This is a genomic window from Streptomyces sp. NPDC058534 (assembly GCF_042717365.1).
Lineage (GTDB): Bacteria > Actinomycetota > Actinomycetes > Streptomycetales > Streptomycetaceae > Streptomyces.
Map to the genome: position 1 here is coordinate 32,023 of NZ_JBHXNW010000020.1, position 20,935 is coordinate 52,957.

A 20,935-nucleotide genomic window follows, 5' to 3' on the forward strand; every position below is an offset into this window, starting at 1 on the left:
CCCCGCCCCTCCCCACCATGCAAGGAGGTTCCGTCATGACCGCTTCGAAGACGAACGATCGCGTCGGCGCCATTGAGACCCGTGGGATCGAGCCGGTCCCCGACCACGAGCGGCACGGCCAGGCCGGTCAGATGTTCTGGACCTGGTTCGCCGCCAACATCAGCATCCTCGGGCTCCCTCTCGGCGCGACTCTCGTCGCCTTCCGCGGCCTGAACATCTGGCAGGCGGCTCTCGTCGCCGCTGTCGGTTCCTTCGGCTCCTTCGCGCTGGTGGGAGCTCTGAGTCTGGCCGGCAAGAAGGGCGGGGCGCCCGCGCTCACCCTGTCCCGCGCGGTCTTCGGACAGCGGGGCAACGCCGGTCCGACCCTCATCACGTGGCTCAGCCGGGTCGGCTGGGAGACCATCACCACCACGACCGCGGCGTACGCGCTGCTGGCCATGTTGCACACCGCCTTCGGTGTGGGCCGGAACACCGTGCTCACGCTGGTCTGCCTGCTGGTCTTCATCAGTTGCACGCTGCTGATCAGCGGCCTCGGTCATGCCACCATCATGTGGATCAACAAGTGGGCCACGGTCGTCTTCGGTGCGCTCAACCTGGTCGTGATGGGTTTCCTGGTCGCCACCGTCGACTGGTCCAAGGTTCTCGACACCCCGGCTGGGCCGGCCAGCGGGGTGATCGCGGGCATCGGCTTCATCGCGGCGGGTACCGGCATCGGCTGGGCCAACGCCGGTGCCGACTACGCCCGTTACCTCCCCCGGGCCGTCCCCGGCCGCCGGCTCATCGGGGCCTCCGCCTTCGGCGCGGGCATCCCCCTCGTCCTGCTGATCTCGCTGGGTTCGCTGCTCTCGGCGGGCGATCCCACGCTCGCCACCTCCTCCGACCCGGTGGCGGCCATCAACGCGATGCTGCCCTCCTGGATGGCGATCCCCTATCTCGTCGCGGCCTTCGGCGGGCTGCTGATGTCGAACCACCTCTCCACCTACTCCGCCGGCCTGACGATGATCACCCTGGGGCTCCGGGTGCCGCGCGCCGCCGCCGTCGCCCTCGACGTGGTGCTGATGTTCGCCGGCGGCATCTACTTCATGCTGATCGCCGACGACTTCTACGGGCCCTTCTCGACGTTCCTGACCCTGCTGGCCGTTCCCATCTCGGCCTGGATCGGAGTGATCGCGGTGGACTCGCTGCGCGGACGCGCCTACGACCCGGAGGCGCTGATGGACACCACATCGACCAGTCGCTACTGGTACTCGGGCGGTTTCCGGCTGCCCGCCGTCCTGGGCTGGGCCGCCGCCATCGTGGCCGGCCTGCTCTTCACCAAGGCCGCGACGAGTGAGACGGACATCTGGTTCGCGGGGCCGCTCTCCGACACCTGGCTAGGCCGCAACGGCCTCGGCTGGGCGATCGCCATGGCGGTCGGCGCCGCCGTGTACGCGCTGTTCGACCGCGGCAACCGATCCGTCGCGGGCAGCGGGGACCGGACCGTGCCCTCCGCCCTTCAGGAGGCCGGACGATGAGCGGCCGCCTGGTCCTCGCCGGGAACGTGATCGCCGACCTCGTGATCGAGGTCCCCGCGCTGCCGGAACGCGGCGGAGACGTCATCGGCACCCGCAGCGAAACGACCGTCGGCGGCGGTTTCAACACCCTGGTCGCGGCCCGCCGGCTCGGCACGGAGGCGGCATTCGCCGGGCTCCACGGCAGCGGACCGTACGGCGATCTCGTACGCGAGGCGCTCGCTGCCGAGGACATCGGCACGCTGCTCCCCGCCCGTACGGACGCCGACACCGGCTTCACCGTCGCTCTGATCGACAGCGGCGGCGAACGCACCTTCGTCACCAGCTTCGGGGTCGAGGCCACGCTGCGTCCCTCGGACATCGACGCGGTCGCCGGGCAACTGCGCCCCGGTGACCTGCTTCAGCTCTCCGGCTACGGTCTGGTGCTGCCGGTCAACGGTCCCCTGCTGTCCGCCTTCGTATCCGGGCTCCCGGCGGACATCACGCTCTGTCTCGACCCGGCGCCCCTGGTGGCCGACATTCCCGAGGCCGTCCTCGCGCCGGTCCTCGCCCGCACGGACTGGCTCAGCCTCAACGCGCGCGAGGCCCGCCTGCTCTCCGGCCACGAGGATCCGCGGGCCGCGGTGGCGGCGCTGCGGGAGCGGCTGGCGCCGACGGCGGGCGTGCTCGTGCGGGCCGACAAGGACGGCTGCCGGCTGGCGCTACCCGGCCAGGCACCGACCCATGTGCCGGGATTCCCTGTCGACGCGGTCGACAGCAACGGTGCGGGAGACGCCCACGTCGGTTCGTTCCTGGCCCTGCTCGCACAGGGCCACGACCCGCTGACAGCCGCGCACGGCGCCAACGCGGCGGCAGCCTACGCGGTGGGCCGCCGGGGCCCGGCCACCGCGCCCGGCCGGGCCGAACTGACGGCGTTCCTGGGCGAAGACCCCCTCGCGAAACGGCTGTTCGGCGCCGAAAGGTCGTAACAGCACTGACGGGAGCCGCTACTGGCCGCTGCGGCCCCCACAGGGCAGTGTGTTCCAACGACCGCGCCGTCACCTCGTCGGTGGCGACCAGAGTCGCTGGACGCCATCACAGGCGGACCGGCAGCTCGTGCGTGCCTTCCACCGTGACATTCTCGTCACACCCGGTAATGAGGCGAATCTCGCACGGTTCCCGTCCTCGACCCGGCCTCCCGGCGTTGGTGTGCAGCAGCACGGCACCGGGAGGACCCTGACCATCTACGCCGCCGAGCCCGGTTCCCCGTCCGAGGAGGGCTTACGAGGGACAATGGAGGCGTACGGCCATGCACGCCGCCGCCTCACGCACGCCGAATCAGGAGTCACCGTCTTGTCCGAGCCCACCTCGCACGCCGCCCAGCCCGACCTGCAAGCCGACTGCGGAAGCTGCTTCGGTCTGTGCTGCGTGGCGCTGCCCTTCTCGCGCTCGTCGGACTTCCCGGTGAACAAGTCCGCCGGCTCGCCCTGCGGAAACCTGCAGGAGGACTTCCGCTGCGGCATCCACGAGCGGCTGCGCGACAAGGGCTACAACGGCTGCACGGTGTTCGACTGCTTCGGCGCGGGCCAGAAGGTCTCCCAGGTCACCTTCAAGGGCGTCAGCTGGCGCGAGGAGCCCGACTCGGCTCGCGCGATGTACGAAGTCTTCCCCGTCGTACGCCAGCTCCAGGAGCTCCTGAAGTACACCGCGCAGGCCTTGGACCTGCCCGCGGCCCGGCCCGTCCACCGGGACCTACGCCGCGCGTACGAGCGCATCGACGCGCTCACTCGGGACACGGTCGAGACCTTGCTCGCCGTCGACGTGGACGCGCTGCGCGGCGAGGTCAACCCGCTGCTCCTGCGCGCCAGCGAACTGGCCCGCGCGGCGGTCCCGGGGCGCAAGAAGAACCACCGGGGCGCCAACCTCATGGGCTCACGGCTGCGCGGCGCGAAGCTGCGCGGCTCCAGCATGCGCGGCGCCCTCCTCATCGCGGCCGACCTGTCCGACGCCGACCTGCGCGACGCCGACCTGATCGGCGCGGACATGCGGGACACCAACCTGTGCGGGGCGGATCTGCGCGGCGCGCTGTTCCTCACCCAGCCCCAGCTGAACGCCGCGCGGGGCGACGCCCGCACGAAGGTCCCCCACGCCCTGGAGCGCCCGTCGCACTGGGCCGCCTGACGTCGAGGCCCGTACCCATCGGTGTGATCTCGAAGCTCGGCATGACCAGAGGCTGTCCCCCGCCCGCTCGCTCAGAGGCCTCGTCGGGGCAGGCGTACCACCTGGACGAAGAAGTCGTCGATCTGGCGGACCGCGGCGATGAACTGGTCCAGGTCGACCGGCTTGGTGACGTAGGCGTTGGCGTGCAGCTTGTAGCTGCGCAGGATGTCCTCCTCGGCCGCCGAGGTGGTCAGGACGACGACCGGGATGTCGCTCAGCTCGGGGTCGGACTTGATCTTCTCCAGGACCTGACGGCCGTCGTACTTGGGCAGGTTGAGGTCGAGCAGGATGAGGTCCGGCCGTGGGGCGCCGGTGTGGCCGGCGCGGCGGTAGAGGAAGTCGAGTGCCTCCTCGCCGTCCCGGACCACGTGCAGGGTGTTGCCGATCTTGTTGTCCTCGAACGCCTCGCGCGTCATCAGCTCGTCGCCCGGGTCGTCCTCGACGAGGAGGACGTCGATGGGGGTGGCGGGTGTCGTCATGCCAGGGCCTTTTCCTCGGTACGGGAGTCGATGTCGCCGGTGTCGTTCTCGACGGACGGCAGAGTGAAGCAGAAGCGGGTGCCGCCCGTGTGGGCGGTGTCGATCCAGATATGCCCGCCGTGATGTTCGACGATCTTCTTGCACAGCGCCAGGCCGATGCCCGTGCCACCGTACGAGTCGCGGCTGTGCAGCCGCTGGAAGATGACGAACACCTTCTCGGCGAACTCCTGCGGGATGCCGATGCCGTTGTCGGTGACGCGGAACCGCCAGGCCGCGGGAGTGTCGGGGTCCTCGTCGCAGGTGATCCGGATCCGTGGGGCGCGGTCGGGGTCGCGGAACTTGACGGCGTTGCCGAGCAGGTTCTGCCAGAGCATGACCAACAGGGTCGGATCGCCGACGACCCGGGGCAGTTGCTCAGGACGTTCGACCTGTGCACCTGTCTCGGTGATAACCGTGTCGATGTTGGTCAGGGCCTTGGACAGGAACTCGTCGAGGCCGCACTCCACAGCGGCGTCGTTGAGCCGGCCCACGCGGGAGAAGGTGAGCAGGTCGTTGATGAGGACCTGCATGCGCTTGGCGCCGTCGACGGCGAAGTCGATGTACTGGAGGCCCCGGTCGTCGAGTTTGTCGCCGTACCGCTTCTCCAGGAGCTGGCAGAAGGAGGCGACCTTGCGCAGGGGCTCCTGGAGGTCGTGGGAGGCGACGTAGGCGAACTGCTCCAGTTCGGCGTTCGAACGGCGGAGTTCGACGGCCTGTGCGTCCAGGTCGGCGGCCTGCCGGCTCAGGTCGCCCTGCTGCCGCCTGGACGCGGCGAGTTCGGACACGATCCGCTGCCGCATGTCCTCGACGTCCCGGGCGACGGCGGTGAGGTCCGTCGGCCCCTCGGCGGGGATGGAGTGCTCGAACTCACCGTTCGCCACCTTCCGCGAGGCCTCGCGCAGCTTCTGTAGAGGGCGCGCCACCAGCAGGCGCACCACGATCGCCAGCGCCACACCGGCCAGCAGGAAGGCCGCCACCATGACGCCGAAGGTCAGGTTGCGCAGCGTGCGGGCGTCGGCCAGTTCGGCCTTGCCGTCCTCGACGACGTCGGCGAGGTCGCGGTTCTGCTGGGTCCAGCCGGCGCGCATCGCGTCGAAGACCTTCTTGCCCCGCCCGGCGGTCGTCTGGTCGACGGTCCGGGGTTCACCGGGCGTGACGCCGTCCACGAGGGGGTTGGCGTAGGTACGTCGCCACTCCGCCGCCTGCCGCTGCACCTCCTCCAGGTCCGCCAGGAGCGTGGGCTGGTCCCCGATGAGCGTGCGCAGCCGGGCGGCGGCCCGGGCCTCGTCCTTCCTGCCCTGCTCGTAGGGGGCGAGGAACTGTCGGTCGGCGGCGATGGCGTAGCCGCGTACGCCCGTCTCCTGGTTGACCAGGGCCGCTTGTAGCCGGTACGCCTCGGTCTGGGCGGGCTGGACGCGGTCGGTGAGCTGGTCGGTGAGCTCCGTGGTGCGTCCCTGCACCCGGGCTCCGACCACGGTGCCCACCACCACGATGAGGACCATGAGGGCCAGTACGAGCTGAAGCCAGCCCTGCACCGTCAGCCGGCCGCCGACCCGCGGCCGCCGTGTCTCGTCAGCCACTGCTTTCGTCTCCACCCTTGTCCTTGTTCTCGTTCTCCTGCCGCGCGTTCCAGCGCAGGTGCAGCACGGCCACGTCGTCGGCCAGGCCGCCCTGCTCCTCGGCGAGGTCTTCGGCCCGGTGGATCAGGCCGTCGACGAACGCCTCCGGGGCCAGCCGGGCCACCTCCTTCGCGAGCCGGAGCAGCCCTTCCTCGCCGAGCCGCTCCCTGCCCTGGCCGACGTACCCCTCGAAGAGTCCGTCGGTGAAGAGCACCAGTGCCGCCTCCGGGGGGAGGGGGAGTTGCTGGACCGGCCAGTGGGCCAGGCCGCCCGGCACCACGCCCAAGGCCGGTCCCCCGGCGACCTCGACCCACCGCACGCCGCCGTCGTCGGTACGCAGCAGCAGGCCCGGGTGCCCGGCGCGCACCATCCGCGCGCAGGGTGCGCCCGGCGGAAGGATGAGGCTGGTCAGCGTGGCGAAGACCTCGGTACGGGCTCGTTCGGCCACGAGGATCTCCTCCAGCCGGCCGATCTGCTCGGGGCCGGTGACACCGCTGAGCACCAGGGTGCGCCAGGCTATGCGCAGAGCGACACCGAGGGCGGCCTCGTCGGGCCCGTGCCCGGAGACGTCACCGATGACGGCGTGCACGGTTCCGTCGGGGCTCTGGACGATGTCGTAGAAGTCGCCGCCGAGCAGCGCCTGGGCGCGGCCGGGGCGGTAGCGGGCCACGACGTCCACGCCGGTGCCGTGCAGCAGCGGGCGGGGCAGCAGGCCCCGCTCCAGCCGGGCGTTCTCCCGGGCGTGCATCTGGCTGGCCTGCAGGGCCACCGCGGCCTGCTCGGCCTCCTTGCGCTGCATCGCGTACCGCACGGCCCTGCCGAACAGTTCGGGCTCTACGCGGCCCTTGACCAGGTAGTCCTGCGCGCCCGCCATGAGGGCGGCGAGGCCGGTCTCGTCCTCGGCGAGACCGGTGAGCACCACGACGGCGACCTGGTCGGCCAGGGCGTGGACCATCGACACGGCCTCGAGCCCTCGGGCGTCCGGCAGGTGGAGGTCGAGGAGTACGCAGTCCGGCGCCTCGACGAGCAGCACCTCGCGGGCCTCGGCCATGGACCGGGCCCAAGTCAGGCGCATCTTCAAGGCGCTGTCGGCGACGAGTTCCTCGACCAGCAGGGCGTCGCCCGGGTCGTCTTCGATCAGGAGCACCGACGGTTCCCGCCATTGCCAGGCCTCCGCGGCGGAGGTCCTCGCGGACGCGGGCATGCCGCCGGCCCATGACTGTGGCGCCGCCACCCTGCCTCCACCTTCCGCCCCGTTGTTCACGGGATCATGGCTCTGAGTACGGGGTTCAGCACACCCGGGGCCGTCTCTCCCACGACGACCTCACCCGCCCTTACAGAATGTACACAACATCGGGCGGGTGACGTGCCGGATGTGCCGCACACAACTCCCCACGAGGGCGTATCGGATATCACGCGGATGCTCGGCGCATATCCGGTGAACCCAGACTGAACGTGACCTTTGGAATGAGGTGCGGAATGGATCTGGGCCCCCTTGACGATCTGGTCCCCCGTGACGATCTGGTCCCTCTTGACGGCCCGGTCGGTGACGACCACGCCTATCGGGGCATCCTCGCCCGCCTCCGCGACGAGTTGGTGCCGGGTGAGGGCTGGCGGACCGACGTCCGTGACGTCATGCGCACGCGCTACGAGTACCTGGTGGCCGGTTCGCCGGACCCTGCTGTCTCGTGGTGCAACTGGGTCGTCCGCCTCCGCGAGGCCGACTGCCTCACGGGCTTCGCGCAGGCCATCGTCACACGTTCCGACCAGGGCTCGACCGCGGTCATCTCCATGGTGACGGGGCGGCCCTGGCAGGGCCGGGGCATCGGCGGGGAGGCGGTTGTGGGCATGCTCGGCCGTCTCCGGAGCCAAGGCGTCGACACCGTCGTGGCCGACATACACCCGGACAACCACGCCTCCGCGGGGGCCGCCGCCCGGTCGGGGTTCACCTGCACCGGCGAGCTCCACGACGACAAGCTCCGCTGGCAGTTGCACCTTTCGTCTCGCGGGAGCCGCCGATGAGAGCGGACGTCGGCGCCATGGGCCGTACCGATCTGCGGCTGACCCGCCTGGGACTGGGACTCGCGTCCCTGGGAGGGCTGTTCGTCCCCGTCTCCGACGGCGACGCGGCGCGCATCATCGACCGCGCCCGGGACGTCGGCGTCAGGCTCTTCGACACGGCTCCCGTCCACGGCTACGGCCGCTCCGAACGCCGCGCCGGCGCCGCTCCCGGCAGCCGTCCCACCGGGCAGTACACGCTCTGTACCAAGGTGGGCCGCCTGATCGTGCCCGGGGGCGGCGACACGCAGCCCATCTGGGCCGACCCGCCGCCCGGTGCCGGGCCTCGGCGCGACTACTCGTACGCGGCGGCGTTCCGCCAAGTGACCGAGTAGTACCGGGGAGTGGTACCGGGTCCGCCCCGTCACTCGATCAGCGCGTCCGCGGCGATGATCAGCAGGCCGATCAGCATGTCCAGTGCTCCCGACCGCAACGAGGACAGCCGGCCGAGCCCGGCGGTGCGGGCCGCCCACGTCCCCAGGGCGAACAGGGCCGCGGTGTTGAACAGCAGGGCCACCTCGGCGGCCGTTTCCTCCGTCCACCACTCCGCCACCGCGCCGAGCAGCAGGCAGACGGTGGGCAGCACCGCCGCGACCAGCGGCCACTCCGCCAGCACCGCTCGCAGCCTGCTGGACCCGGCCGCTCCCTGGACGGCCGCGCGCTGGGCGATGACATGCGCGTACCCGTGGGCCGCACCCGACGCCAGCGCGGTGAGAAGCACCCACAGCGCGTCCTGGCCTGGTTCCGCCGACTCGCCCGGAACGTCCAGCGCGGCCACCAGGGCGCTGGCGAGCACCAAACCGTAGATGCCCCGGAACAGCCACCGCTCCTGCTGGTGCCGCGACATCCACGAGGCGGCACCACCGGCGGGGACGGGGTTGGTGTGGTCGGCCATCGCATCGCCTCGGTGCGGGAGAGGGGTGGGTCAGCACATGCTCGCCCGCGCGGCGTCCCCGTAGACGGCGCCACGCGGGCGAGTACGGCCGTTCGCCCCCGCGACCGACCGAGCCCGCTGCCGGTGGCCGGGTTCTACCGCAACCGGTCCAGGGCCGACTGACTCGCGTCGTCCGCGGCCCGGCAGATCATCAGACGCTGGTCCGTGTCCTGGAGTGGCATGAGTACCTCGAAATGCACCGCGAGCTCACCGGCGTCCGGATGTCGCATCACCTTGTGCCCCCGGCCGTTCACCTTGACGTCACGCTCGGCCCACAGGCGCGCGAACTCCTCGTCGTGGGTGATGAACTCGTTGATGAGGTCGGTCAACGCCTGGTCCTCGGGATGCGCGGCCCACGCGGCGCGCAGGTGGGCGACGCCCTCGCGCACGACGCGGTCACGGTCGACGTAGAACTCGCTGATCCGCGGATGCAGCAGGCACAGCCACATCGCGTTGCGGCGCGACGGCGGCAGGGTGTCGAAGTCCAGCAGCAGCCTCGCCATGGCACCGTTCCAGGCCAGGATGTCGTAGCGGTGGTTCATCAGCATGGCCGGCAGGGGCGACAGGTCCGCGACCAGCCGGGCCAGCTGTGGTGCCGCGGTGCTGGCGATTCCCTCTCCGCCGCGGCGGCGCTGCCGGGTCAGGTCGAAGAGGTAGGCGCGTTCGTCGGGGGTCAGCCGCAGCGCCCGGGCCAGGGCTTCCACCACGTCCCCGGAGGGACGCAGCCCGCGGGCCTGTTCCAGCCGCACGATGTAGTCGATACTGACCCCGGCCAGTTCGGCGACCTCTTCGCGGCGCAGCCCCGGGGTCCGCCGGGACTGCCGCCGTGACGGCAGGCCGAAGTCGTGCGGGTCCAGGCGCTCGCGTCGGGTCCGCAGGAACGCGGCCAACTCCTGTGTCGTGTCCACGGTCCGGGTCAGCATGCACGGTGCAACAGCGAGGGTGGGACTCGTGTTCCCAGGAACCTCCTTCCCTTACCCCCTGCTCACGGCGGTCGCAGGCTTGTGCTCGACGACGGATCGCACGATCACAGGATCACGAGCACAGGAGGACATGATGTCGCTCACCCTCGACACCTACCGACTGCTGGGCCGCTCCGGGCTGCGGGTCTCACCGCTGGCGCTCGGTGCGGCGACCTTCGGCACCGAGTGGGGCTGGGGCGCCGGGCGGGACGAGGCGCGCAAGCTGTTCGACCTCTACGTCGAGCGCGGCGGCAACTTCATCGACACCGCCAACACCTACACCGACGGCAGCTCCGAGCGTCTGCTGGGCGAATTCGCCCGCGACAGCCGCGAAAGCCTGGTGCTGGCGACCAAGTACACGACGCTGCGCAGGCCCGGTGACCCGAACTCCGGGGGCTCTCACCGCAAGAGTCTGTTCGCGTCGGTGGAATCCAGCCTGCGGCAGCTCGGCACGGACTACATCGATCTGCTCTACCTGCACGTGTGGGACTTCACCACTCCGGTCGAGGAGATCCTGCGCGGCATGGACGACCTGGTCCGGCAGGGCAAGGTCCTTCACGTGGCGATCTCCAACGCCCCGGCCTGGCAGGTGTCGCGCATGCAGGCGATCGCCGACCTGCGCGGCTGGGCGCCGCTGGTCGCGCTGGAGATCGAGTACAGCCTGATCGAGCGGGCCGGGGAACGTGACCTGATCCCCATGGCACGTGAGATGGGGTTGGGTGTCGTCCCGTACTCGCCCCTTGGCGGCGGGATACTCACCGGAAAGTACAGCCGTGACGACCTCAACACGACGGACGGCGCGTCCGACGAGGGCAGCAGCCGCAAGAGCTACAACATCGCCCTGGGCACGGTCACCGAGCGGAACCTCGCCATCGCGGATGTCGTGAAGGAGGTCGCCGCGGAACTGGGCCGCACACCCGCCCAGGTCGGGCTGGCCTGGACCCTGCGGAACCCGGGCGTGACGGCACCGATCATCGGCGCCCGCACCCCCGCACAGCTGGAGGGCAACCTGGGCGCGCTGGAGGTCGACTTCACCGCCTCCCAGCTGGCCCGTCTCGACGAGGCCAGCCGGATCGAGCTGGGCTTCCCGCACGACATGCTCGCCAGTGACCACATCCGCAGGGTGACCGCGGGTGACCTGAGGATCGAAACCGGCCGCTGACCGCCTCCCGCACGCGGCTTGACTCTCCAGTGGCTGGAGACCGGAGAGTGGGCGTCATGAACGGCGCGACGCTCCCGCACTCGATCGGTGACCTGTCCGTCCGTACCGGCGTTCCGGTACGGACGATCAGGTTCTACTCGGACACCGGACTGCTGCCCCCGACTCATCGCACCCCGGCCGGCTACCGCCGCTACAGCGATGCGTCCGTCGGGCGACTGCACCTCATCTGCGTCCTGCGGGACCTGGACGTCGATCTCGCCACCATCCGCCGCGTCCTGGACGACGGCCTCTCCGTCGCGGAGGTCGCGGCCGCGCACATGGAAGCCACCGCGCTCCAGATTCGCACGCTGCGCCTGCGTCAGAGCATTCTGCGGCTCGTCGCCGAGCGTGGCTCCAGCCCGGAGGAGACCGTACTCATGCACCGCCTCACCCACCTCACCGCCGAGGAACGCAGGCACCTGGTGGCCGACTTCGTCGCCGGCATCGACCCCGCCGCACCGCAGGCCCGCGGTGCGGCGGCGGTGCTGGGCACCGCTCTGCCCGTCCTGCCCGACGACCCGTCCGACGCACAGCTGGCCGCATGGGTGGAGATCGCCGAGCTCATGGCCGACGACGGCTTCCGTGCCCGCCTGGCACACGGGGCGTTCGCCGCCGCCGACGAAGCGGCCCTGCCGCGGGTGGCTCCCGAGAAGGCGGCCGGGCTGGTGTCCTTCGTCAGGGAGACCGTCGCCGCCGCGCGGGGTGCGGGCATGGAGCCGCACAGTGCCGAGGCCGTGCCCGTCGTCGACTCCGTGGTCGCACGTTTCGCGGCGGTACTCGGCCGCCCGGCGGGGCCCGAGCTGCGGGAGTGGATGGCCCGGGAGTTCGAGGCGGGACACGACCCGCTCGTGGAGCGGTACTGGCGTCTTGTCTGGACCGTGAACGACTGGCAGGTGGTCGACGGACACCTGCCCTTCCAGCCCTGGATGACCGAAGCCCTCGGCCGACCCGGACGAGAGGCCTGAGGGGCGGGCTTTCGCCGAAGTGGATGGAACGTGTTCGACCTCGTGGTCGTCGCCTCGGCCTACGTCCCCCTGGTGCGGGAGAACGCCACTTGCTCTGCCCGGCACCGTCAGCTTTCTCTTCGTCGTGGCCGTCATCCTCTACGACTACGTGATGATCGGCCGGCTCTGCTTCGGCTCCAGCGATCCCGCCCACCTGTACTACGGCTCCTACGTCATGCTCGCGTCCTTCGTCCTGGTCGACGTCCTCATCGGCGTCGGACCCCACGGTGCTCGCCGAGCGCATCGCCGGCATGCGCCAGGCGCTCGATCCCTGGCCGGGCAGCCGCCCGCCCCGAATGGCCAGGACCGCGTATTCCGGCGAGGCGTCAGCCGGCTCTGAGCTCGTTGTTGTACAGGCGTCTCAGGTGTTTGGCCGCGGGGCACTTCGCACCGTCCGCCTCACACTGACGGCAGCTTCGCAGGTGCTGTTCGTAATTCTGGCGCGCCTGCTCAAGGCGCTCGTACGGCGGGGTCATCGGGCTTCCTGTCACTGGAGACTTGGGACGCGGAAACCAAGATTGATCTTGTTACTCGAAGTACAGCAAGCCGGGGCGGCACACTCTGCCCGCGAAGACCGGTCGGAAGTGCTTCCGCACAGGTCCGCGGACCCTCCCGTCGCTGCACGCTCCGGACGCTACCTGAGTACGGACTGAGTATCAGCGCTCATGTCCGGCCACGTGACGGCGGCCACACTCCGAGGCATGACGAACCTTCCGCCCCCGGCCGAGGAACTGCGGTTTCTCGATGCGGAGCTGCGGCAACTCGACGCCCGACGTGCCGTCCTGCTGCGCCGCCGCGAGTGGCTGATCCACACGCTGCGGGCGACCGCCGCACCGGCGGGGTGGGGGCCCACCGGCTCCGGCGCCGTCCCGCCCCCCAGGCCGGAGGCCACGACACCCGGCGTGCAGAACGTGCTGCTGGTCCTCGGCGGAGTCCTCCTGACGATCGCCGCGATCGCGTTCACCCTGGTCAGTTGGGGCCACATGGGGATCACCGGGCGGGGCCTGGTGCTCGGTGCGCTGACGCTGGGGGCGCTGGGTGCGCCGCTGGTGTTGCTGCGGCGCGGACTGAGGTCGACCGCCGAGTCCGTGGCGGGTCTGGGGCTGGCGCTGACCTTGCTGGACGCGTACGCGCTGTACGAGGTGGCGTTCACCGGCACGGACGGTCTCGAGTACACGGCTGTCGCCGCCGCGGTACTGGCCGCGGCGTGGGCCGCCTATGGAGTGGGGACGGGCGGGCTCGTGCCGCCGGTCGCGGGTCGCCCCTCGGCGGAGGACGGCTCGGCGACGAAGGGCGTGCGCCTCACGCTCCGGCTGCCCCTCCCCCTCGCCGTGGGGACCGCGCACCTGCCCCTGCTGCTGTGGGCGGCCGCCGTCGGCGCGGGGGCGCACACGCTCACGGCCGTGCTGCTGGTGACCGCCTCGGGTGGCACCGCGCTCGCTCTGCGCACGGCCCTCGTGCCGGTGCGCTTCGTCGCGGTCGCCGGCGCGCTGAGTACGGGTGCCGTCGGTGTCCTGGCCGCCGGCTGGCTCTGCTGGAGCGCGGCAGACCCGGGCGAGGCGGCGCGGGCGGCGGCACTGCTGGTCTTCGCCGCGGTGGTCGCGCTGCTCGCCGGCAGGTTCGCCCCGAGGCCGGACGTCGGGCTGGGCGCGGCACTGGCCGCGGGGCTGTGCGTGGTCGCCGGGGCGGGCGGGGTGCTGCGGGTCTCGGTGCCCGGTGAGTGGACGGTGCCCGGGTGCCTGGCCTGCGCACTGGCCCTGCTGGCGGTCGTCCGCACGCCGCTCCCCCGGCCGCTGCGTCAGGGGCTGGTGTGGGCCTCGGTGACGGTCCAGGGCTTCGCGGTGCTGTGGACTCTCCCGCTGCTCGCCGGGACCCTCCTCGGTCCGGTCGCGGGGGTCGAGCGGCCGTGGTCCGGCGTGCCGGGGGACGCGCGGGACGCCGTGTTCACTCACGTGCCCTGGCCCCCGTACGCGAGCACCGTGCCGCTCGTGCTCGCCGCGCCGGCCGTTGTGCTGGTGGTGGCCGAGCGGCGCGCGGTCCAGCGCCCGGCGACCGCGGTGGGTGCGCTGGTCCTGGGGTGGGCGGCCGTGTTCGTGCTGCCGGTGGTGCTCGAACCGCCCTACGAGGCAGGTCTGGTGGCGCAGGGGGCAGTGGTCCTGGCCGCCCTGGGGTACGCGGAGTGGGCACGGCGTCCCGCCGCCGAGGCGTCGCCGTTGCCGCTCACGGCCCTCCTGCTGGCCCTCGTCACCTCGGTCCACCTCGCCTTCCTCTCGCTGGCCTCCGAGTCCGCGACGATCGGTGTGCTCGTGGCGCTGACGGTCGTGTTGGGTGCTGCGGGCTTCCGCCCGGCGCTCGGTCCGCTCGCCGCCCCTGCCGCACTCGGGTACGCCGCGGCTCTGGCGTGCGCGGTCGGCGCGTCCGCCGGCTGGCAGCCGCACCACACGGCACTGCTGGTCTTCGTCGTGCCCGCCCTCGCCGCCCTCATCGCGGCGCGGCTCGGGGGAGGTTCGCGGACGACCGTCCCGGTCGAGGGAGCAGGTGCGGCGGCGGGAGTACTCGCCCTCGCGCTCGCCGTGACGGATCCGCCGACGCTGGCCCTGGTGCTCGCCCTCGGCGGGGTCGTCGCCGCCGGCACCGCGCTGCGCCCCGACCGACGCCCGGCCGGTCACGCGGCCGCCGCGATGTTCCTGCTGGCGACATGGGTCCGACTGGTTGCCTGGGACGTGACCACGCCGGAGGCCTACACCCTGCCGGTGACCGTGCCCGCGCTCGTCGTCGGCCTGCTGCGCCGGCGCCGCGAGCCGACGGTCTCCTCGTGGACGGCGTACGGTGCCGGGTTGGCCGTCACTCTGGTGCCGAGCCTGCTCGCGGCCTGGGGCGACCAGCACTGGATGCGCCCGCTCCTGCTCGGCGCCGGCGCCCTGGCGGTGACTCTGGTGGGTGCCCGGCACCGGCTCCAGGCGCCGCTGCTCCTCGGCGGGGGCGCACTCGCGCTGGTGGCGTTGCACGAACTCGCCCCGTACATCGCCCAGGCCGTCGGCGCGCTGCCCCGTTGGGTGCCTCCGGCCCTCGCCGGGCTGGTACTGCTCGTGCTGGGCGCCACCTACGAGCAGCGGCTGCGTGACGCGCGGCGCCTTCGGGACGCGCTCGGGCGGCTGCACTAGGCCGACCCGGCGGGCACAGGTCGGCACAGGTGGGCCTCGGGTCAGGACGGTCGTCCGCCGAACTGCCAGTCGTGCACCTCGATGCCGGCGTACCGGTCCGGTGTGAGGCAGGCCCGGGCCGTGTCCGCGTCCACCGCCCGCACCAGCGCCGCGGTGCCCAGCCAGGTGGCGCCGTCGTCGGAGAGCAGGGGGCCGTACGCGATCAGCTCGTCCTCGGCGGTCGGCACGGCGAGGTCGGCCGCCTGCCCGGTGCCGAGGCCGAGCACGAGGTACCGGTTGCCGGCGGTCGGCCCACCGGGGAAGTCCCACATGGTGCGCCCCAGCAGGTTCCGCCACCGGCGCAGCATCACGTCCCGGTACACACCTGCCTGATAGCCGGGCTCGTCGAAGGCGAACGCGCGGGCCGCGGCGAGGTCCGGCAGGTCGAGGATGTGCACGCTGCCGGTGGGAGCGCCGCCGTCGCCGGAGAGGGTCGGACCGCGGGCGATCATCTCCTCCGCGTACCCGTCCATGTAGGACCAGTGCTCCTCCAGCAGCTCATGACGCAGCGTCAGGGAGCCGGGCCGGTCGCGGTGGTAGCAGAAGAACTCCATGCGCCCAGTGTTCATCACCAGGCGCGGGCCACCACCACCGGCCCGGTCCCCGACGTGCGCGCGTCAGGAGTAGGCGCCGGACAGCGCCTCCACCCGCTCCCAGACGCGGGCCGAGCGGGCCTCGTCCACGACCGGGCGGCGAACGGCCCCGAGGGCCCAGCTCTGCTGCTCCTCCGTGGCGGAGTCCTTGCCGTGGAGCTCCACGGCGTGACCCGAGAAGTCGCGCACGAGCACGGCGAACAGCTCGTCGAGCACGTCCTCGTCGAGGCCGGCCGATTCCGCCTGCTCCAGGATGAGCTGGCCGTGCACCACCAGGGCGAACAACTGGCCGACCGCGAGCAGCAGGTCCAGGTCCCGGCTCTGCCGCTCGTCGGGAGCGGCCGTCGTCACGAACGTGCACAGCGCGTCGGCCTGCTCGCGGAACCGGGCCACGTTGGGCACCCCGGCGTAGGCGTCGAACGCCGTGCGCCAGTCGTGGAAACGGATGGCGCCGAGTCCGCGGGCCGGGCCCTGGCGGAAGAGGAAGGAGTCGTCGGCCGCGTCGAGGCGGGTCGGCACCCGCGGACGGTCGACCGGGTCGAGCAGGTGGTTGCGCATGAACTTGAGGATCAGCGCGAGGTTGACGTGCACCGTTCCTTCGAGCTTCGGCAGACCCCGGATCTCGACCGCTGCCTGGGCGAAGTAGGTGTCCTCCTCGAAGCCCTTGGCGGCGATGACGTCCCACATCAGGTCGATGACCTTCTCGCCCTCGGTGGTGACCTTCATCTTGGTCATCGGGTTGAACAGCAGGTAGCGGCGGTCGTCCGGGCCGGCGGTGCGGAAGTAGTCGACGGCACGGTCACTGAACAGCTTCATGCCGACGAGGCGTACGTAGGCGTCGACCAGTTCGCGCCGCACGTGCGGGAACGCGGTGACCGGACGGCCGTACAGGATGCGGTTGTGGGCGTGGGTGACGGCCTCGTACATGGCGTGTTCGCAGATGCCGATGGAGGCGGTGCACAGGTTGAACTTGCCGACGTTGACGGTGTTGAGGGCGGCGTCGAAGGCGGCGCGTCCGGTGTGCAGGACGTCCTCGGGGCCGACGGGGTAGTCGGTGAGCCGGAACTCGCTGACGTACTTGGAGGAGTCGACCACGTTCTTGACCAGGTGGTACGCGGGGTGGCGGCTGTCGGCGGCGAAGAAGACGTAGCCGTCCGGGCCTTCGACGTCCGTGCGGCGGCCGAACACCGAGACGAGTCCGGCGGCGTTGCCGTTGCCGATGTAGTACTTGGAGCCGGTCGCCCGGAAGCCTCCCCTGCCGTCGGGTTCCAGCAGCATGTCCGTGGAGTAGATGTCGGCGCCGTGGCTCTTCTCGGAGAGGCCGAAGGCGAACACCTCACCCTGGGCGAGGAGTTCGGCCGCTCGGGCGCGGGCGGCGGCGTTGTCGCTCTGCCAGACCGGGCCGAGGCCGAGGATGGTGACCTGCCAGGCGTACCAGTAGTCGAGGCCGTAGAAGCCGAAGATCTCGTTGAGGGCGGCGATCCGGGCGGTGTCCCAGCGCTGGTCCGGCCGGTCGCCGTCCGCCGCCGGGGTGAGGAAGGTGGCGAACAGGCCCTCCTTCGCGGCGAAGGCGAGGAAGTCCTCCAGCCAGACGCGCGAGCGGTAGTCCTCGTCCAGCCTGCGCTTGCCGCGCGCCTCGAACCAGTCGACCGTGGCGCGCAGCAGCCGGCGCGTCTCCGGGTCGAAGTGTGCCGGGTCGTAGGTGCGCGGGTTGAACAGGAACTGGTCGGCCATGAGGGGTGCCTTCCGGAGCGGGTCGGACGAGCGGACGTGGTACTGGTGTGGCGGGGGCGCCGGGTGTTCAGGTGCGGGGCTTCGTGGCGTGGAGCCGGTGGAGGGTGTCGAGGACGTCGTCGAGCCAGGCGATGGTCATGCGCTCGTAGGCGATGCCGCCGCGCAGGACGACGTGCTGGAGTTCCTGGCCGACATCCAGGGGGTCGGGTGCTTCGGGGCCGGTGAAGTCCCGCTGCTCCCCGGTGAGGTAGCGCCCGAGCCGGTCGTCGTGGGCCTTTCGGTGGCGCTCGACCTCGGAGAGCAGCGCCGTCGGGTCGTCGAAGGCCGCTCCTCGGATCTTCACGGCAAGCTCGTGCCGTACGCTCTCCGGTTCGATCGGCTCGTGCAGCCATGCCGAGAGCGCCGCGCGGCCGGGGGCCGCCACGGAGTACTCCTTCTTGTCCGGCCGCCCCTGCTGGGGCACTTCGCGGACGTGCAGGAGGCCGCCGCCCTCCATGCGTCCCAGGACGCGGTAGATCTGCTGGTGGGTCGCGGTCCAGAAGTACCCGATGGACCGTTCGAACCGGCGCGCGAGTTCGTAACCCGAGCCCGGCTTCTCCAGCAGCGAGACGAGGATCGCGTGTTCGAGCGCCATGCCCCGATCCTTCTATGCAACTTGTTGCATAGACAAGGCGGCAGGTCCGGATGAGACACGCCTCACCCCCGGGCGCCCGTGCCGAACCGCTGGATCAGACGCATCACCGCATGTTCCACGCCTTCCGCAGCGCCGGCCGCACGTCGTCCCCGAGCAGGAGGTGCGTCGCCTCGCCGGGCAGGGTGGGCAGCTCGGCCCAGTGGGTCACGCTGTCGTCGCTGTCCGGGTCGTGGGGGAGGCGCACGACACCGTCGGAGTCGACGAAGCAGTCACTGTGCACCTCTCCGTCCTCGGCGTGGTGCCGGTCCGTGAAGTACATGGTCCTCACGAGCCAGAATTCCTGGCGCCGCGCTGTGCCTGGATCGGCGGTGGCCTCGGCCGGATACCGTCCGGTGATCGCCGCCGCTACGGGGTGACCGACCCGCGGCAGCCGCTCGCGTACGTCGACCCAGGTCACCGTGGTGTGCAGATCCGTCATCTCCACCCTCACTCGTGGCCGTCGTCAGGCCGGCTTTCTTCTCTCCACCGGTCCCTTTCGACAAGACCGCCGGGCGGCCGCGGAGGTTGCCGGCGTGTCCCATCCGCAAAACGACGCAGCAATAGGCGTGTTGAGCAACGTCGCGGGCATTCGGCTCGAAAGCCGGACGTCGGGTGACGGCGGCCGAGAGCCGTTGAGGAGATGGGGATTCACATGCGTAGCAGGGGGATGAAGGCCGGCGCGATCGGGACCGCCGCCGTCATGGCGAGCGTGGTGCTGGCGGGATGCGGGAGCGACGGCGACTCGAAGGCCGAGGACAAGGACAAGGACAAGGGCGCGTCGGCGAGCGCGAGTTCGAGCGCGAGCGACAGCGGCTCCGACGACGGCGGCCAGGGGCAGGACACCAAGGCGGTCCGGGCGGCCTACGACAAGACGGCCGAAGCCGGGTCCGCGCGCATGACGATCGACATGGAACTCACCGCCGGGGACGAGCGGATCACCACCGACGGCGAGGGCACGATCGACCTCGCCGAGGGCAACAGCTTGATGACCGTCATGGCACAGAACAAGAAGATCGAGCAGCGCGTCGTCGACCAGGTCCTGTACCAGAAGGTGCCCGGTCAGAACGCGGGCGGCAAGCCCTGGATCAAGATCGACCTCAAGAAGGTCGCCCAGCAGCAGGGCATGGGCAGTCAGCAGCTCGGCGACCCGGCCCAGACCGCCGCCTACGCCAAGGCGATCACCGACAAGGACGTCAAGAAGGTCGGCACCGAGAAGGTCGACGGCGCCGACACCACCCACTACCGGGTGTCGGTCGACGTCGGCAAGCTGCCCGGCGGCGACCTGATGCGCCAGCAGCTCGGCCCGACGCTGCCGATGCAGGTCTGGCTCGACGACGACGGGCGGCTGCGGCGCCAGCAGATCGACATGACCGTCAAGGCGCCGGCCTCCGCCTCCGCGAAGCCCGACGGCGGCTCGTCGCCCAAGGAGCTCAAGATGAGCACGGTCATGAACTTCTCGGACTTCGGCACCGAGGTCGACGCCGAGGCCCCGCCCGCCGCCGAGGTGACCGACATGACCGACAAGGCCCTCCAGGGCGCCGGACAGCAGGGCTGAGCGGCCGAGCTCCCGGTGAGCGGCCTCGTCGGGGAAGATGGTCGGGTACGCCCTTCCCCGCCAGCGAGGAGAGTCCGCGCGGATGACCGCTTCCGCCCCCGGCCCGAGACAGCCCACCATCGCCGACGTCGCCCGCGTCGCGGGGGTTTCCCGGACGACCGTGTCCCACGCCCTCAACGGGCTGGGGAAGGTCGACCCCCGGACCCGGGAACGCGTCAGGCAGGCGGCCGCGGAACTGGGTTACCGCCCCAACCTCCGGGCTCAGCGGCTGCGCCGCGGAGAGGCGAAGGCGATCGCGCTGGCGTCCTCGATGCCGTTCGCCGTGGCGGGCGGCCCGTCCCGGCTCGGCTTCTACATGGAGGTCGCGGCGGCGGCCGCGGAGAGTGCCCTCTCGCACGGCTTCGCGCTCGTTCTCGTACCGCCCGTCCAGTCGGGTTCGGCGCTGTACTCCGTGGACATCGACGGGGCCATCGTGGTGGAGCCGGACGCCGGGGACGCCGCTGCGGCGCAGTTGCGCGAGCGCGGGCTGCCGTACGTGGCCCTCGGCAGACCCACGGCGCCGGACGAGGACGTCCCGTACGTGGACCTGCGCGGTGGGCGGGTGACCGAGCTGCTGTTGCGGCACCTGCACGACCAGGGCGCCACCCGGCCGGCGCTGATCGTGGGCTCGGGCTCCCGGCACTCGTCCGTCGACGCGGTCGCCGCCTACGAGCGCGTGGCGCGGGAGCGGGGCTGGCCCCCGGTCGTGGCGCGGGTCGCCGAGTCGGGCGGTGAACAGGCGGGCTACGAGGCCTGCGCCACGCTCCTCGCCGAACACCCCGGCACCGACGCGGTGTGCGCGATGGTCGACGCCTTCGCCGTGGGCGCGGTCCGGGCCGTCCGGGACAGCGGGCGGGCCGTACCGGACGACGTCATGGTGGCCACCCGCTACGACGGCCTGCGCGCCCGCACCTGTGAACCGCCCCTGACGGCGGTCGACCTGCACCTGGAGCAGGCGGCGTCGGACGCCGTCGAGCTGCTGCTGCGGAGGCTGCGCGGGGACACCACCACGCCGGCGGTGGCCGTGTCCCCGGAGCCGGCGGTGATCGCCCGCGCCTCATCGGTACGGGACCGGGGTCGGGAGCGGAAGGCCTCATCGGTACGGGACCGGGGCCGGAAGGGCTGACGCCCT

General features: G+C 71.5%; 20 protein-coding genes. 11 read left to right on the plus strand and 9 right to left on the minus strand.

Going from position 1 to position 20,935, the window contains the following annotated elements:
* The first annotated feature begins 35 nt into the window (after positions 1-35).
* The 3 genes from ACFWR9_RS14925 to ACFWR9_RS14935 all read left to right on the plus strand — a co-directional run bounded on the left by ACFWR9_RS14925 (position 36) and on the right by ACFWR9_RS14935 (position 3,671).
* Positions 36-1,514, plus strand: coding sequence for a purine-cytosine permease family protein (locus ACFWR9_RS14925; RefSeq protein WP_383841067.1), 1,479 nt, complete (start codon positions 36-38; stop codon positions 1,512-1,514).
* The gene (locus ACFWR9_RS14930; protein ID WP_383841070.1) at positions 1,511-2,479 is read left to right on the plus strand and encodes a PfkB family carbohydrate kinase; all 969 of its coding nucleotides are present in this window, start codon (positions 1,511-1,513) and stop codon (positions 2,477-2,479) included. The genes ACFWR9_RS14925 and ACFWR9_RS14930 overlap by 4 nt, the downstream gene beginning before the upstream one ends.
* A 364-nt stretch (positions 2,480-2,843) precedes the next feature.
* Positions 2,844-3,671 (plus strand): pentapeptide repeat-containing protein, encoded by an 828-nt coding sequence (locus ACFWR9_RS14935; protein WP_383841073.1) that lies wholly within the window; start codon positions 2,844-2,846, stop codon positions 3,669-3,671.
* A 71-nt stretch (positions 3,672-3,742) separates the two neighbouring features.
* On the opposite strand, the gene ACFWR9_RS14940 is transcribed toward ACFWR9_RS14935, so the two are convergent.
* From ACFWR9_RS14940 to ACFWR9_RS14950, 3 genes are all read right to left on the minus strand, one after another.
* A complete protein-coding gene (locus tag ACFWR9_RS14940) occupies positions 3,743-4,189 on the minus strand; it encodes a response regulator (protein WP_383841076.1) in 447 nt (148 codons plus the stop codon).
* A complete protein-coding gene (locus tag ACFWR9_RS14945; RefSeq protein ID WP_383841291.1) occupies positions 4,186-5,730 on the minus strand; it encodes an ATP-binding protein in 1,545 nt (514 codons plus the stop codon). The genes ACFWR9_RS14940 and ACFWR9_RS14945 overlap by 4 nt, the downstream gene beginning before the upstream one ends.
* Positions 5,731-5,800: 70 nt before the next feature.
* Entirely contained in the window at positions 5,801-7,051 is a 1,251-nt protein-coding gene (locus tag ACFWR9_RS14950; RefSeq protein ID WP_383841294.1) for a PP2C family protein-serine/threonine phosphatase, read from the minus strand.
* 275 nt (positions 7,052-7,326) lie between these two features.
* Between ACFWR9_RS14950 and ACFWR9_RS14955 the strand changes: the two genes are divergently transcribed.
* Both ACFWR9_RS14955 and ACFWR9_RS14960 read left to right on the plus strand, forming a co-directional pair.
* Entirely contained in the window at positions 7,327-7,869 is a 543-nt protein-coding gene (locus tag ACFWR9_RS14955; RefSeq protein WP_383841079.1) for a GNAT family N-acetyltransferase, read from the plus strand.
* Positions 7,866-8,240 carry an aldo/keto reductase gene (locus tag ACFWR9_RS14960; protein WP_383841082.1) on the plus strand — a complete coding sequence of 125 codons (375 nt, stop codon included), beginning with the start codon at positions 7,866-7,868 and terminating at the stop codon, positions 8,238-8,240. Before ACFWR9_RS14955 ends, ACFWR9_RS14960 begins: the two co-directional genes overlap by 4 nt.
* Before the next feature lie 29 nt (positions 8,241-8,269).
* Here ACFWR9_RS14960 and ACFWR9_RS14965 read toward each other — a convergent pair whose 3' ends face one another.
* Positions 8,270-8,800: a hypothetical protein gene (locus ACFWR9_RS14965; protein ID WP_383841085.1), complete on the minus strand. Its 531-nt coding sequence runs from the start codon at positions 8,798-8,800 to the stop codon at positions 8,270-8,272.
* A gap of 134 nt (positions 8,801-8,934) precedes the next feature.
* Entirely contained in the window at positions 8,935-9,747 is an 813-nt protein-coding gene (locus ACFWR9_RS14970) for a helix-turn-helix transcriptional regulator (protein WP_383841088.1), read from the minus strand.
* 148 nt (positions 9,748-9,895) lie between these two features.
* Here ACFWR9_RS14970 and ACFWR9_RS14975 point away from each other — a divergent pair, with 148 nt between their 5' ends.
* The 4 genes from ACFWR9_RS14975 to ACFWR9_RS14990 all read left to right on the plus strand — a co-directional run bounded on the left by ACFWR9_RS14975 (position 9,896) and on the right by ACFWR9_RS14990 (position 15,170).
* Entirely contained in the window at positions 9,896-10,963 is a 1,068-nt protein-coding gene (locus ACFWR9_RS14975; RefSeq protein ID WP_383841297.1) for an aldo/keto reductase, read from the plus strand.
* Positions 10,964-11,019: 56 nt separating this feature from the next.
* A complete protein-coding gene (locus ACFWR9_RS14980; RefSeq protein WP_383841092.1) occupies positions 11,020-11,967 on the plus strand; it encodes a MerR family transcriptional regulator in 948 nt (315 codons plus the stop codon).
* Positions 11,968-12,091: 124 nt separating this feature from the next.
* Positions 12,092-12,346 (plus strand): hypothetical protein, encoded by a 255-nt coding sequence (locus ACFWR9_RS14985; protein WP_383841095.1) that lies wholly within the window; start codon positions 12,092-12,094, stop codon positions 12,344-12,346.
* 361 nt (positions 12,347-12,707) lie between these two features.
* On the plus strand, positions 12,708-15,170 hold the full coding sequence (locus ACFWR9_RS14990) for an SCO7613 C-terminal domain-containing membrane protein (RefSeq protein WP_383841098.1): 2,463 nt from the start codon (positions 12,708-12,710) through the stop codon (positions 15,168-15,170).
* A 41-nt stretch (positions 15,171-15,211) separates the two neighbouring features.
* Here ACFWR9_RS14990 and ACFWR9_RS14995 read toward each other — a convergent pair whose 3' ends face one another.
* From ACFWR9_RS14995 to ACFWR9_RS15010, 4 genes are all read right to left on the minus strand, one after another.
* Complete coding sequence (locus tag ACFWR9_RS14995; RefSeq protein WP_383841102.1) at positions 15,212-15,763, minus strand: YciI family protein; 552 nt, start codon at positions 15,761-15,763, stop codon at positions 15,212-15,214.
* Between the two features lie 63 nt (positions 15,764-15,826).
* On the minus strand, positions 15,827-17,536 hold the full coding sequence (locus tag ACFWR9_RS15000; RefSeq protein WP_383841105.1) for an acyl-CoA dehydrogenase family protein: 1,710 nt from the start codon (positions 17,534-17,536) through the stop codon (positions 15,827-15,829).
* 67 nt (positions 17,537-17,603) lie between these two features.
* Positions 17,604-18,170 (minus strand): PadR family transcriptional regulator, encoded by a 567-nt coding sequence (locus ACFWR9_RS15005; protein ID WP_383841108.1) that lies wholly within the window; start codon positions 18,168-18,170, stop codon positions 17,604-17,606.
* 103 nt (positions 18,171-18,273) lie between these two features.
* On the minus strand, positions 18,274-18,648 hold the full coding sequence (locus ACFWR9_RS15010) for an AQJ64_40280 family protein (protein WP_383841111.1): 375 nt from the start codon (positions 18,646-18,648) through the stop codon (positions 18,274-18,276).
* Positions 18,649-18,861: 213 nt separating this feature from the next.
* On the opposite strand from ACFWR9_RS15010, the gene ACFWR9_RS15015 reads away from it, so the two are divergent.
* A complete protein-coding gene (locus ACFWR9_RS15015) occupies positions 18,862-19,764 on the plus strand; it encodes a hypothetical protein (protein WP_383841114.1) in 903 nt (300 codons plus the stop codon).
* A gap of 82 nt (positions 19,765-19,846) precedes the next feature.
* Positions 19,847-20,929 carry a substrate-binding domain-containing protein gene (locus ACFWR9_RS15020; protein WP_383841116.1) on the plus strand — a complete coding sequence of 361 codons (1,083 nt, stop codon included), beginning with the start codon at positions 19,847-19,849 and terminating at the stop codon, positions 20,927-20,929.
* Positions 20,930-20,935: the final 6 nt, after the last annotated feature.

What these genes read in the sequence shown, in the direction of transcription:
- ACFWR9_RS14925 (WP_383841067.1), top strand. Translation starts at nt 36, where the DNA reads ATGACCGCTTCGAAGACGAACGATCGCGTCGGCGCCATTGAGACCCGT.
- ACFWR9_RS14930 (WP_383841070.1), top strand. Translation starts at nt 1,511, where the DNA reads ATGAGCGGCCGCCTGGTCCTCGCCGGGAACGTGATCGCCGACCTCGTG.
- ACFWR9_RS14940 (WP_383841076.1), bottom strand. Translation starts at nt 4,189, where the DNA reads ATGACGACACCCGCCACCCCCATCGACGTCCTCCTCGTCGAGGACGAC.
- ACFWR9_RS14945 (WP_383841291.1), bottom strand. Translation starts at nt 5,730, where the DNA reads ATGGTCCTCATCGTGGTGGTGGGCACCGTGGTCGGAGCCCGGGTGCAG.
- ACFWR9_RS14950 (WP_383841294.1), bottom strand. Translation starts at nt 7,051, where the DNA reads ATGCCCGCGTCCGCGAGGACCTCCGCCGCGGAGGCCTGGCAATGGCGG.
- ACFWR9_RS14955 (WP_383841079.1), top strand. Translation starts at nt 7,327, where the DNA reads ATGGATCTGGGCCCCCTTGACGATCTGGTCCCCCGTGACGATCTGGTC.
- ACFWR9_RS14960 (WP_383841082.1), top strand. Translation starts at nt 7,866, where the DNA reads ATGAGAGCGGACGTCGGCGCCATGGGCCGTACCGATCTGCGGCTGACC.
- ACFWR9_RS14965 (WP_383841085.1), bottom strand. Translation starts at nt 8,800, where the DNA reads ATGGCCGACCACACCAACCCCGTCCCCGCCGGTGGTGCCGCCTCGTGG.
- ACFWR9_RS14975 (WP_383841297.1), top strand. Translation starts at nt 9,896, where the DNA reads ATGTCGCTCACCCTCGACACCTACCGACTGCTGGGCCGCTCCGGGCTG.
- ACFWR9_RS14980 (WP_383841092.1), top strand. Translation starts at nt 11,020, where the DNA reads ATGAACGGCGCGACGCTCCCGCACTCGATCGGTGACCTGTCCGTCCGT.
- ACFWR9_RS14990 (WP_383841098.1), top strand. Translation starts at nt 12,708, where the DNA reads ATGACGAACCTTCCGCCCCCGGCCGAGGAACTGCGGTTTCTCGATGCG.
- ACFWR9_RS14995 (WP_383841102.1), bottom strand. Translation starts at nt 15,763, where the DNA reads ATGGAGTTCTTCTGCTACCACCGCGACCGGCCCGGCTCCCTGACGCTG.
- ACFWR9_RS15000 (WP_383841105.1), bottom strand. Translation starts at nt 17,536, where the DNA reads ATGGCCGACCAGTTCCTGTTCAACCCGCGCACCTACGACCCGGCACAC.
- ACFWR9_RS15005 (WP_383841108.1), bottom strand. Translation starts at nt 18,170, where the DNA reads ATGGCGCTCGAACACGCGATCCTCGTCTCGCTGCTGGAGAAGCCGGGC.
- ACFWR9_RS15010 (WP_383841111.1), bottom strand. Translation starts at nt 18,648, where the DNA reads ATGACGGATCTGCACACCACGGTGACCTGGGTCGACGTACGCGAGCGG.
- ACFWR9_RS15015 (WP_383841114.1), top strand. Translation starts at nt 18,862, where the DNA reads ATGCGTAGCAGGGGGATGAAGGCCGGCGCGATCGGGACCGCCGCCGTC.
- ACFWR9_RS15020 (WP_383841116.1), top strand. Translation starts at nt 19,847, where the DNA reads ATGACCGCTTCCGCCCCCGGCCCGAGACAGCCCACCATCGCCGACGTC.